This window comes from Aeromonas enteropelogenes, assembly GCF_000819845.1.
GTDB lineage: Bacteria > Pseudomonadota > Gammaproteobacteria > Enterobacterales > Aeromonadaceae > Aeromonas > Aeromonas enteropelogenes.
On sequence record NZ_CDCG01000018.1, the window covers coordinates 232,558 to 244,482 of the forward strand.

General features: G+C 57.9%; 8 protein-coding genes. 3 read left to right on the forward strand and 5 right to left on the reverse strand.

The window, feature by feature from the left end; all coding sequences use genetic code 11:
- Positions 1-287 precede the first annotated feature (287 nt).
- A complete protein-coding gene (rne, locus tag BN1123_RS07845; protein WP_042026253.1) occupies positions 288-3,323 on the forward strand; it encodes a ribonuclease E in 3,036 nt (1,011 codons plus the stop codon).
- Positions 3,324-4,179: 856 nt separating this feature from the next.
- Here the strand turns inward: rne and BN1123_RS07850 are convergent.
- The 4 genes from BN1123_RS07850 to apbC form a co-directional block, all read right to left on the reverse strand.
- The gene (locus BN1123_RS07850; protein ID WP_042026255.1) at positions 4,180-5,649 is read right to left on the reverse strand and encodes an inorganic phosphate transporter; all 1,470 of its coding nucleotides are present in this window, start codon (positions 5,647-5,649) and stop codon (positions 4,180-4,182) included.
- 387 nt (positions 5,650-6,036) lie between these two features.
- Positions 6,037-6,618, reverse strand: coding sequence for a dCTP deaminase (gene dcd / locus BN1123_RS07855; RefSeq protein WP_026457951.1), 582 nt, complete (start codon positions 6,616-6,618; stop codon positions 6,037-6,039).
- Between the two features lie 63 nt (positions 6,619-6,681).
- Positions 6,682-7,326, reverse strand: a complete 645-nt coding sequence (udk, locus tag BN1123_RS07860) for a uridine kinase (protein WP_026457952.1) — start codon at positions 7,324-7,326, stop codon at positions 6,682-6,684.
- Between the two features lie 110 nt (positions 7,327-7,436).
- Entirely contained in the window at positions 7,437-8,519 is a 1,083-nt protein-coding gene (gene apbC, locus BN1123_RS07865) for an iron-sulfur cluster carrier protein ApbC (RefSeq protein ID WP_042026256.1), read from the reverse strand.
- A gap of 186 nt (positions 8,520-8,705) precedes the next feature.
- Here apbC and metG point away from each other — a divergent pair, with 186 nt between their 5' ends.
- Both metG and BN1123_RS07875 read left to right on the forward strand, forming a co-directional pair.
- On the forward strand, positions 8,706-10,739 hold the full coding sequence (gene metG, locus BN1123_RS07870; protein ID WP_042026258.1) for a methionine--tRNA ligase: 2,034 nt from the start codon (positions 8,706-8,708) through the stop codon (positions 10,737-10,739).
- A gap of 191 nt (positions 10,740-10,930) precedes the next feature.
- Positions 10,931-11,566 carry a glutathione S-transferase family protein gene (locus BN1123_RS07875; RefSeq protein WP_042026260.1) on the forward strand — a complete coding sequence of 212 codons (636 nt, stop codon included), beginning with the start codon at positions 10,931-10,933 and terminating at the stop codon, positions 11,564-11,566.
- 49 nt (positions 11,567-11,615) lie between these two features.
- Here BN1123_RS07875 and yccX read toward each other — a convergent pair whose 3' ends face one another.
- The gene (yccX, locus tag BN1123_RS07880; protein ID WP_026457925.1) at positions 11,616-11,888 is read right to left on the reverse strand and encodes an acylphosphatase; all 273 of its coding nucleotides are present in this window, start codon (positions 11,886-11,888) and stop codon (positions 11,616-11,618) included.
- Positions 11,889-11,925: the final 37 nt, after the last annotated feature.

Genomic DNA, 11,925 nt, shown 5'->3' on the forward strand with positions numbered 1-11,925 from the left:
TAAGTGGCCAAAAAGTATGCCACCCAATCCCGAAACACCGTGTATACAAGAACATGTCGGTTCCCGGGTGCGAGGTACAACGCATGGAGAACACAAACATCACCTTTAATTTGTCTCCACTGCGGCATCCGTAACGTCCCTTCTCGAGAAGTGATGACCAGAGCGCCCTCAGTTTGCGCCTCATGCATACCCCAACCGGGAGGTTGCCCCAGTATGCTGAAGACCCGAGGCCGGCGCCGGCAGGACCCAGGTGGAGGAAATCAAAATGACACAATAATGAGAACTCAATGAAAAGAATGCTGATCAATGCAACTCAAGAAGAGGAGTTGCGCGTAGCGCTGGTTGACGGACAACAGCTCTACGATTTGGATATTGAAAGTCCGGGACACGAGCAGAAGAAAGCGAACATTTACAAGGGCAAGATCACCCGCGTAGAACCCAGTCTCGAAGCTGCTTTTGTCGACTACGGCGCCGAGCGCCACGGTTTCCTGCCTCTCAAGGAAATCGCCCGCAATTACTTCCCCTCCGGTTACTCCTATCAGGGTCGTCCCAACATCAAAGAAGTGGTCCGTGAAGGTCAGGAAGTTATCGTCCAGATCGACAAGGAAGAGCGCGGTACCAAGGGTGCAGCCCTCACTACTTTCATCAGCCTGGCCGGTAGCTACCTGGTACTGATGCCGAACAACCCCCGCGCCGGTGGTATCTCCCGCCGCATCGAGGGTGACGAGCGGACCGAGCTGAAAGAAGCCCTGAGCGGACTGACCGTGCCGGACGGCATGGGCCTCATCGTGCGCACCGCAGGTGTGGGCAAGTCTCCGGAAGAGCTGGAGTGGGATCTGAACGTTCTGCTCAACCACTGGGATTCCATTCACAAGGCCTCACAACAGCGTGCCGCTCCCGTGCTGATCCACCAGGAAAGCAACGTGATTGTGCGCGCCATTCGTGACTACCTGCGTCGCGATGTGGGCGAGATCCTGATCGACAACCCGGTGATTTTCGAGCGTGCCAAGGCTCACATCGAGCTGGTTCGCCCCGATTTCCTCAATCGTGTGAAGCTGTACAAGGGTGAAGTTGCCCTGTTCAACCACTTCCAGATCGAGAGCCAAATCGAGTCTGCCTTCCAGCGTGAAGTGCGCCTGCCCTCCGGCGGCAGCATCGTCATCGATCCAACTGAAGCACTGACTTCCATCGATATCAACTCCTCCCGTGCAACCAAGGGTGGCGATATCGAAGAGACCGCCCTGCAGACCAACCTGGAAGCGGCCGACGAGATCGCTCGCCAGCTGCGCCTGCGCGACCTGGGTGGCCTTATCGTCATCGACTTTATCGACATGACCCCGGTTCGCCATCAGCGCGAAGTGGAGAATCGTCTGCGTGAAGCCGTGCATCAGGACCGTGCCCGCATCCAGCTGGGCCGTATCTCCCGTTTCGGTCTGCTGGAGATGTCTCGTCAGCGTTTGCGTCCCTCCCTCAACGAGTCCAGCAGCCACATCTGCCCCCGTTGCCAGGGCCAGGGCGTGATCCGCGACAACGAGTCGCTGGCTCTGTCCATCCTGCGTCTCATCGAAGAAGAGGCCATGAAGGACAACACCGAACAGGTGCATGCTCAGGTACCGGTCGATGTCGCCGCCTATCTGCTGAACGAAAAACGTTCCTCCATCGCCAGCCTGGAGCAGCGTAATGATGTTCGCGTCTACATCATTCCGAATCAGCATCTGGAAACACCGCACTATGAAGTGACACGCATCCGCCAAAGCGAGATCCCGGAAGGGGCCAGCTACGAGCTGAAAACCGAAATTGCCAAGCCGGTCTATCAGCCCAAACAGGCTCAGGTGATCGAACGCGAGCAGCCGCTGCTGCAAGGCTTTGCCCAGCCGACTCCGCCAGCGCCTGTTGCCCAGCCGCAAGCGGCCGCGACCGTGGCGACTCCGGCACAGAGCAGTGGCTTCTTCAGCAAGCTGTTCAAAGGGATCGCTGGTCTGTTTGGTAGCGAACCCGCTCCTGCAGATGTGAAAGTGCCTGCCGAGAAAGCGGCCGCTGGTCGTGAGGCGCGCAAGGAAGAGGGTCATCGTCACCAGCGTGAAGAGGGCCGTGGCCGTGGTCAGCGTGGTCGTCGTGATGACAACCGCGGTAACCGCAACAATGCCGATGCGTCCGAGAAGCGTGACAACGCCGGCCGTGACAATCGTGAAGGAAGCGAGAACCGCAACCGTCGTCCCCGCAAGGAGCGTGAACCGCGTCAGGATCGTGAAGTACGCACTGAACAGCGTATGGAACGTGAACCTCGCGAGCCGCGTCAGGAACGCGAACAGCGTGAGCCTCGTGCCCCCCGCCAGCCTCGTGCCCCCCGCGAACCGCGCGCAGAAGTGCTGGTTGACGCCGTAGAGACCGCAGCCGTTGCCGCTGAACCGCGTCAGGAAAAAGAGCAGAAAGTGGCCGAACGCCGCGAACGTCGTCAACTGCGCAAGCAGATCCGTGTCGATGTTGCTGCCGCTGACACCCCTGCCCTGCCGGTTGAGGACGTTCAAACCGCCGCCGTGGAAACAAATGTTGCCCACGAGCAGGATGAGCAGGCCGAAGGCCAGCGCCGTTCCCGCCGCACTCCGCGCAACCAACGCATCGAAGGCCAGCGTCGCAAACGCATCAACGAAGAGGCTCGTAGCCAGCGTGATGAAGAGCCGCAGGCCGAAGTGACAATGACTGCAGCGGCTCAATCCGATGCCGCCCAGGTCAAAGTGGAAGAGCCTGCAGTACCGGTGATCACCATTCCGAGCGCCGAAGCTGTTGCCGCAGCCCTCCAGGCCTCTGCCGCGCTGACCGAGCATGTGGTCGTTGAAACCATCGCGGAAGAAGCTGCCAACAAGGTGGAAGCCACTGTTGCTGACACTCAACCAGAAACTGCCGAAGTTGTTGTAGATGCAGCTCCTGAAGCCGTTACCGCCTCCTCCGAGGTCGAGAGCGTAAGCGTGGTTGAGGCTGTAGAAACCGCAGAGGTTGCAGAGCCGGTTATCGTAGCCGAGCCAGTGGCTCCTGTGGTGGAAGACGTTGTCGCACCTGTTGTCACCGCAATCAAAGAGGTTGCTGTGGAAGAAGCGGAACCTGCTAAGACCATCAACAAGCAGGTTATGCACGGTGCTGGTTTGCTGGCGCGCGCCCGCAAGGCATCTGCGCCGATGGCTACTCCGGCCGAAGCCCCTGCCCTACCTGCCCGCGAGCCAGTTGATTACCCGCCGCTGGTCCGCAGTGAGGTCAGCAGCTCAGGTCGCCATGGTGGCAGCACCGCTGCCGTCAACGCGGCATCCTGCCCGGCTGGTCGTCCGTAATCGCTTAATCAGCAAGCCTGATTTGCAAAAAGCCACTCCCAGGAGTGGCTCTTTTTATTTGTCGCACAGTTAACTTTAGCCAAATATCAGTTTTCTCCTGTTGGATACGGTACCTGCTACTTGCTTTGACTTGATCATCCAAGTACTACTGCGCCCGTGCCTTCGGACCAAGCTCCCTTTCCCATCCGTCAGATCTTCACTATTACCCTCATCATCTTGCCAATCACCTCCGACTCTTTACTGCCTGGCCTTGTTAGAGAGTATTGAGGTTTCAGGTCTGGGTTTAAAATATTGTCATCAACATTTAGTTTGTTGGCATATATAGAGATTCTTATCGACACATCTCTGTTCTCGGCCCCCCTTCCAAATCAACAACATGGCTGATGATGGATGATAACCAGTGGCAAGTTTCAATGAATGGACCAGTGCATCACCTTGGGCAATTGATATGAGATAACAAACACGGAAATGGCTCGACAGGAACATCATCTAGCCCTTCAGTTACGACTCTTCGCTACATACGGCCGTCACGCATACAGAACAGACAGTGCCGCACGTTCAGCCTCTGCCGACAAGGCAATCTATTTTCGCCGCTAACCAACTCACCTCTGCTCTCCCCTCACAACCCCCCTGTGGCCATTCAAGTCTTGTCCTATGATTTCCTTCCCCTTGCCTTATCACCATCGTGAAAGACCTGGAAATTAGGAGTCCCCTCTTGTCGCCAAGTAAAAGCAATCTGACAACAAAGCCCATGAAAAGCTGTCTGCGCTTTTGAGAGGGTCAAGGCATCGACTGCTCTCAAGCTGCGGACAAGAAAAAAGGACCCGCAGGCCCTTTTATAAAATTACGTTGCTGTTCAACCAAACAAATGATTGCTGATAATGAACAGGCCACCGGAGAGCAACATAGTCAGCGGTAGGGTCAGCACCCAGGCCATCAGGATGGTCTTGATGGTCTGGCTCTGCAGACCAGACTTGTTCGCCACCATGGTACCCGCAACTGCAGAAGAAAGGATGTGCGTAGTGGATACCGGCATGCCGGTCAAGCTGGCGACCCCGATGGAGCTGGCTGCGGTGATCTGGGCCGCAATGCCCTGGCTGTAAGTCATGCCAGAGGAACCAATCTTCTCCCCCACGGTGTGAACGATACGGCGCCAGCCCACCATGGTGCCACAACCGAGCGCCAGCGCGATGGAGACGATGACCCAGGTCGGTGCGTATTCGGCGGTCGCGGTCAGATCCTTGCGCCACTTGGCCAGATCGGTCAGCTCCTTGGCCGGCAACGGCAGTTTGGAGACCTTGCGAGCAGTATCGTCGATACAAAGCAGCAGACGGCGCACTTCACGACGATCACTCGGGCTCAGTTGATCGTAAGTACGCACGGCGTCAAGTCGGGTATCCAGCGTCGCCATCGCCTGCAAGGCACTGTCGGCAGAGCAATGAGTCAACAGCTCTTCCTTGCTGGCTGCCGGCGCCGAGAAATTGATCACCTCACCCAAAGCAGCCTGGTTACGCTGATAGATCTCCATGATGCGATGATTGGCATCCTGGGTGCGATCCAGATCGTAGGCGCGGCTGTTCATGTCCAGTGCGAAGTAGGCCGGCGCCATGCAGATGAGCACCAGCATCACCAGACCGATCCCTTTCTGACCATCGTTGGAGCCATGTACAAAGCTCACCCCCATGGCCGACGCAACCAGAGTGAGACGAGCCCAGAATGGCGGGTGCTTTTTGCCATCTACCAATTGACGCTCTTCCGGCGTTTTATGGATCTTGTTGCTGGTCCAGATACGCTTCATCGCCAGCAGCAACAGGGCCGCGACGATAAAACCGATGGTAGGAGAGATGATAAGGGAGAGCATGATGTCGATGGCCTTGCCCACGTTGATCCCCTGGGTCACCGGTTTATGGCTGATCCAGGCATAGGCACCGCCAACCCCAAGAATGGAGCCAATCAAGGTGTGGGAGCTGGATGCCGGGATCCCGAAGAACCAAGTACCCAGGTTCCACACGATGGCGGAAAACAGCAAGGAAAACACCATGATCAATCCCTGGGTGGAATCCATCCCGAGCAGCAGATCGATGGGCAGCAAGTGAACGATGGCGTAAGCCACCCCCAGGCCACCAAACATGACACCAAAGAAGTTGAAGATCCCGGAGGCCACAACCGCCAGATGAGCGGGCATTGCCTTGGTATAGATCACCGTTGCTACCGCATTGGCGGTATCGTGAAAGCCGTTGATGAATTCATAGGCCAGCACAAAAAAAACGGCCAATACCAAACCGATTGACCACCACAAACCCAAACCACTGAACATTTCAAACATAAAAAAAAGCCTGTTTATGAGTTGCGGCGGATTATGCCAGATGGCGGCCAACGCCATAGCCACCCATGAAATATTTCAGCCATAAAAAAAAAGAGCATTTTTCATCAGTACAGCTTAGGTACAGGTTCCATGCGGCCTGTCGAGGATTAATTAAATCAACCAATCATTGCTTAAAACGCGTTTTTTCATGTGCTTTCTAATTACAAAAACGCTTTTTTTACTATTTATAAATCCCAAAACGACCTAATCAAGGTCATAAAACGCACAGCAAAACATCTTTTGTTGCTGGCCGTGTCTCCTTAGATGACCCCTCATTCCCATGGTTGTCGACAGCCGGATACAAAAAAGGAGCACTGAGTGCTCCTTTTCATGTTATCTGCCGCCACCTCAATCCTGGTTGATACGGCTCGCAACGGCGCCCTGCTGGCTCTTGTACTTGGCATTTTCCCGTTTGTTGTAGGGACGTGCCGCAGTCCCCGAGAGCATCTCGAAGTTCAGCGCGCCGATCTTCATCTTGGGACGCAGCGCCAGCGGCAGCTTGCCGCCGTTGTAGAACTCCAGCACGATGCGGCCGGACCAGCCCGGATCGATGCGGTGTGCGGTAACGTGCACCATGAGACCAAGGCGCGCCAGCGAAGAGCGACCATCCAGCCAGCCGACGATATCCGCAGGCAGGGTAACGGATTCATAAGTCACAGCCAGTGCCAGCTGGCCCGGGTGCAGATAGAAGGCTTCGCCATCCGGAATGTGGATCTCGTCGCTCATCACCCGATCGATGGCGTCGGCCATTTCACTGCTCGGGCCGCTCAAATCGATATAGGGGGCGGTGTGATCGCGAAATACCCGAAACTCGTTGCCGAGCAGCACATCGACGCTGACGCCACTGATCCGCTCCACACCGGGTCTGGGTTCGATGATGATCTTGCCTTCATCCAGATGACGTTCGATATCGGTATCACAAAGACGCATTGGGCGACTCTCCTGACAAATTATTCATTTAAAAAAGCCGGGCATCACCCGGCTTGTTTCATCTTAACCAATCAACATGTGGCGGATACGCGCCTTGAGCATGTCGATCGCGATACGGTTCTTGCCGCCACGGGGCACGATAACATCGGCATACTGCTTGGAAGGCTCGATAAACTGCAGGAACATGGGGCGCACGGTTTTCTGGTACTGCTTGAGTACGGAATCCATGGTGCGGCCACGCTCCTGCACGTCGCGCACCAGACGGCGCAGCAGGCAGATGTCCAGCGGGGTATCCATGAAGATGGAGGCATCCATCAAATCGCGCAGACGGCTGTCGGTCAGCAGCAGGATCCCTTCCAGAATGATCACCTTGCGCGGTGCAAAGCGGGTCACTTCACTCATCCGTGTGTGCTCGGAGTAGGAGTATTGCGGGATCTCGACCCCCTCCCCCTTGAGCAGAGAACCCAGGTGCTCTACCAGCAGGCTGTGATCCATGGAGCTGGGATGGTCATAGTTGGTTTTGACCCGCTCTTCCATGGTCAGGTGGGATTGATCCTTGTAGTAGCAATCCTCGGAGATGACACCGATTTCCCCAGCCCCCAGCTCAGCCACCAGCTCTTCATAAATGGTCTGGGCGATAAGACTTTTACCGGACGCAGACGCGCCCGCAATACCGATGATCACACACGAATGTTGAGTATCAGACATGACAAATACCTAAAAGAGAAGAGCTGTGGGGATGATTTAAACCGATCCATTATATGAAAAAGGGTGGGCCATGCCCACCCTCAATTCCTTTTCAAGCTATCGACAGCCGATTAATCACCCAGCGCCCGGGTATAGAGGGGGGTCGCAATCGGTTTTGCGCTGAAAAAGAGTTCAGCCCCTACCCTGCGGGCCAGCTTCAGATAGGCCTGAGCCAGGGTGCCTTCCGGCGCACCGAACACGGTCGGACAGCCATCATCCATGTGCTGGCGAATGTCGATGTGCAGCGGCATCTGGCCAAGCAGCGCCACATGATACTGCTCCGCCATCTTCTGGCCGCCGCCGGTACCAAACAGCGGTTCGTGATGACCGCAAGCGCTGCAGACGTGGTAGCTCATGTTCTCTATGATGCCGAGCACGGGTACATCGACTTTGTTGAACATGGCCACCCCCTTGCGCGCATCGGCCAGCGCCACATCCTGCGGCGTGGTGACGATCACCGCTCCCGAGGTAGGCACCTGCTGGGCCATGGTAAGCTGGATGTCGCCAGTGCCAGGTGGCATGTCCACTACCAGATAATCCACTTCGCCCCAGCGGGTTTCACCCAGGATCTGCGCCAGCGCCTTGCTTGCCATGGGGCCACGCCAGATGGTGGCGTCCTGCTCGGCAACCAGATAGCCGATGCTGTTGCTCTTGAGGCCGCACGCCATGACCGGCTCCATCATCTTGCCATCATGGCTGACGGGGCGCTCCTTGAGGGTACCCATCATGGTTGGGATGGAGGGGCCATAGATATCCGCATCCAGAATGGCGACCCGCGCCCCCTCCTTTTGCAGCGCAAGCGCCAGGTTGACGGCGGTGGTGGACTTGCCCACCCCCCCCTTGCCGGAGGCGACCACGATGATGTTGCGAATGCCCTGCACCGCCGCCAGACCCTGGGCCCGCGGCATGCTGGCGACGTCTATCTCCAGCTGCCAGTCGATGCGGGAGACCCCAGTCGCCGTGCGCAGCCTGGCGTCGAAGTCCTCCTTGAGCTGCTCGAGCAGCGAGAGACCGGCAAAGGGCAACACCAGCCGAATGGTGAGCCCCTGATCTTCATGGATGATCTCGCGCACGAAGCCGGCATCGACCAGATCCTTGTGCCAGCCGGCAGGCTTAAATTCGGCGAGGATCTGTTTTACTGAATCAATCACCATTAACTCCTCATTATCTCGTCATTATCTTGAGGTGAACGGTTACCGCACACAAATCAGTGGCTTGCCTGCCGCGCTCAATACGGCGTCCACCGGGCGGGGCAGCGCCACAACCCTAGGCAGGCTACCCCCAATTCGGGTAACATGCACGGCACTGTATCATCCCAACAAGCACATCAAGAACGTATTATGGCAACTGATCCTCGTACAATGCTGGTAACCTGCGCCCTTCCCTATGCCAATGGCTCCATTCACCTTGGCCACATGCTGGAACACATCCAGGCCGATATCTGGGTTCGTTATCAGCGAATGCGCGGTCATCAGGTCCACTTCATCTGTGCCGATGATGCCCACGGCACCCCGATCATGCTCAAGGCGCAGCAGATGGGGATCACCCCGGAAGAGATGATTGCGGCGGTTTCCCAGGAGCACCAGGCCGATTTCGCCGGCTTCAACATCAGCTTCGACAACTACCACTCCACCCACAGCGAAGAGAACCGCGAGCTGGCGAGCCTCATCTACACCCGCCTCAAAGAGGCCGGCAAAATCAGCAGCCGCACCATCTCCCAGCTGTTCGATCCGGAAAAGGCCATGTTCCTGCCGGACCGCTTCGTCAAGGGCACCTGCCCCAAGTGCAAGTCTCCAGATCAGTACGGTGACAACTGCGACAGTTGCGGCGCCACCTACAGCCCGACTGAACTGATTGACCCGAAATCCGCCGTCTCCGGCGCGACCCCGGTGATGAAGGATTCCGAGCACTTCTTCTTCGACCTGCCCCAGTTCGAAGCCTGGCTGGCCGGCTGGGTACGTGGCTCCGGCGCCATCCAGGAAGAGATGGCCAACAAGATGCAAGAGTGGTTCGAAAGCGGCCTGCAGCAGTGGGACATCACCCGCGACGCCCCCTACTTCGGCTTCGAGATCCCGGGCGCCCCTGGCAAATACTTCTACGTTTGGCTGGATGCCCCCATCGGCTATATGGCGTCGTTCAAGAATCTGTGCAACAAGCGCGGCGACATCGATTTTGACAGCTACTGGAAAGCGGATTCCGACGCCGAGCTCTACCACTTCATCGGCAAGGACATCGCCTACTTCCACTGCCTGTTCTGGCCGTCCATGCTGGAAGGGGCGGGTTTCCGCAAGCCGACCAAGGTCAACGTACACGGCTATGTGACCGTCAACGGCGCCAAGATGTCCAAGTCCAAGGGCACCTTCATCAAGGCTTCCACCTACCTGAACCACCTGGATCCGGAGTGCCTGCGCTACTACTACGCAGCCAAGCTCAACAGCCGCATCGACGATCTGGACTTGAACCTTGAAGACTTCGTGCAGCGCGTCAACGCCGACGTGGTCAATAAGCTGGTCAACCTCGCCTCCCGTAACGCCGGCTTTATCGCCAAGCGCTTCGGCGGCAAACTGGCCGCCACCTGCGCCGAGCCCGAACTCTATGCCGAGTTCGCCAACGCCCGCGCCGCCATCAGTGAAGCCTACGAGAGCCGCGAATTCAGCCGCGCCATCCGCGAGATCATGGCCCTGGCCGACAAGGCCAACCGCTATGTGGACGACAAGGCCCCCTGGGTCATCGCCAAGCAGGAAGGGGCAGATGCCGAGCTGCAAGCGGTCTGCTCCGTCGGTATCAACTTGTTCCGCGTGCTGATGGCTTACTTGAAGCCCGTCATGCCCCAGCTGGCCGAGCGCGCCGAGGCTTTCCTGGGTGAGACCCTGGCTTGGGACGGCATCGCCTCCCCGCTGGTCGACCACACCGTCGCTCCGTTCAAGGCGCTGTTCTCCCGCATCGAGCCGGCCAAAATTGAAGCCATGATCGAAGCCTCCAAGGAGGATCTGGCCAAGGAGCAGGCGCCGAAAGTGACCGGTCCCCTGGTAGACGATCCTATCAGCGAGACCATCGCCTACGACGACTTTGCCAAGATTGACCTGCGCGTGGCGCTGATCAAGAAGGCCGAAGCGGTGCCGGAAGCAGACAAGCTGCTGAAACTGCAGCTCGACATCGGCGGCGAAACCCGCCAGGTGTTCGCCGGCATCAAGTCCGCCTACAACCCCGAAGATCTGGAAGGCAAGCTGACCGTGATGGTGGCCAACCTGGCCCCGCGCAAGATGCGCTTTGGCATGTCCGAAGGCATGGTGCTGGCTGCTGGCCCCGGCGGCAAGGATCTCTGGATCCTGGAGCCCCAGGAAGGCGCCCAGCCCGGCATGCGTGTCAAGTAAGCGCAATTTCACATCCCATTCAAAGAGAGGCCCCTGGCCTCTCTTTTTTCATGCCCGCGCCGCTGTGCCAAGGGCTAACAAGAAGACTTGCCCTCCTCCCTCGCGGATGGTTGTCGCCATCGTGCAATTTGCCTAGACTGGCGGTTCTCGTCGGGTCATCGACCCGTCATTCATCACGGCAAGGAGTAAGCATGATCACCTTATATGGAACCCCTGTCAGCCGGGCACTGCGTGTCTCCTGGTTGCTGGAAGAGCTGGGTATCGAGTGGCAGTTCCAGTTTCTCGACTTTGCCAAGGGGGAAAACCGCAGCGACTGGTTTTTGACCCTCAACCCGAGTGGCAAGATGCCGGTGATCAAGGATGGGGAGTTCGTTTTGACCGAATCTGCCGCCATCATGCAATACCTGGCCGAGGTCTACGGGCCAGAGTGGCTGCCAGAGAGAGGGACGCAGGCCTCGGCGCTGCACGCCCAGTGGGTCAGTTTCATCACCTGCGAGCTGGAGCAGCCGCTCTGGACCATCGGCAAGCACCGCTTCGCCCTGCCCGAGGCCCAGCGCCTGGCGGCCATCTTCCCCACCGCCAAGTGGGAGTTTGACAAGGCAGCTGCCATTGCCGAATCCTGGGTGCCTGAGCAGGGCTACCTGCTGGGGGAGCAGATCACTATCGCAGATCTGCTGCTGGCCCATACCCTGATGTGGGCGACCCGCTTCGAGCAGAGCATACCGCCAAAACTCGCGGCCTATCGGGATCGCCTGGCCAAGCGCCCGGCCCTGCAGGCGGTGCTCGCCAAGACCCAGGCCATCGCCGACGCCGCGCAGGCCAAATAATGCAAACAAAAGCGGGAGCCCACGGGGCTCCCGCTTCCTTTCGTCGATCTCAATTGGTATGAAAACCCTGTCCCTTGGGCGGCGGCGCCTCTTCATACTCCATCCGGGTCACCCTGGCGGTACGCGGGCCATGCTCCAGCCAGCCCAGCATCATCTGTACCCCCTGCGTTGGACCGCAGATCAGGATCTCCACCGAGCCATCTTCCAGGTTGTAGGCATGCCCTCGCAGGCCCAGTTGCAAGGCGCGCTCGCGAGTGAAATAGCGAAACCCCACGCCCTGAACCTGTCCCCACACCCGAATGACAAACGATTGCTCTCCCATTTCTCACACCTTCTGCTTAAGGAATTGGCTGCCAAGA

Bases quoted from the DNA above. Each gene is read 5' to 3' on its own strand.
- rne (WP_042026253.1), top strand. From the start codon at position 288: ATGAAAAGAATGCTGATCAATGCAACTCAAGAAGAGGAGTTGCGCGTA.
- BN1123_RS07850 (WP_042026255.1), bottom strand. From the start codon at position 5,649: ATGTTTGAAATGTTCAGTGGTTTGGGTTTGTGGTGGTCAATCGGTTTG.
- dcd (WP_026457951.1), bottom strand. From the start codon at position 6,618: ATGCGTCTTTGTGATACCGATATCGAACGTCATCTGGATGAAGGCAAG.
- udk (WP_026457952.1), bottom strand. From the start codon at position 7,326: ATGTCTGATACTCAACATTCGTGTGTGATCATCGGTATTGCGGGCGCG.
- apbC (WP_042026256.1), bottom strand. From the start codon at position 8,519: ATGGTGATTGATTCAGTAAAACAGATCCTCGCCGAATTTAAGCCTGCC.
- metG (WP_042026258.1), top strand. From the start codon at position 8,706: ATGGCAACTGATCCTCGTACAATGCTGGTAACCTGCGCCCTTCCCTAT.
- BN1123_RS07875 (WP_042026260.1), top strand. From the start codon at position 10,931: ATGATCACCTTATATGGAACCCCTGTCAGCCGGGCACTGCGTGTCTCC.
- yccX (WP_026457925.1), bottom strand. From the start codon at position 11,888: ATGGGAGAGCAATCGTTTGTCATTCGGGTGTGGGGACAGGTTCAGGGC.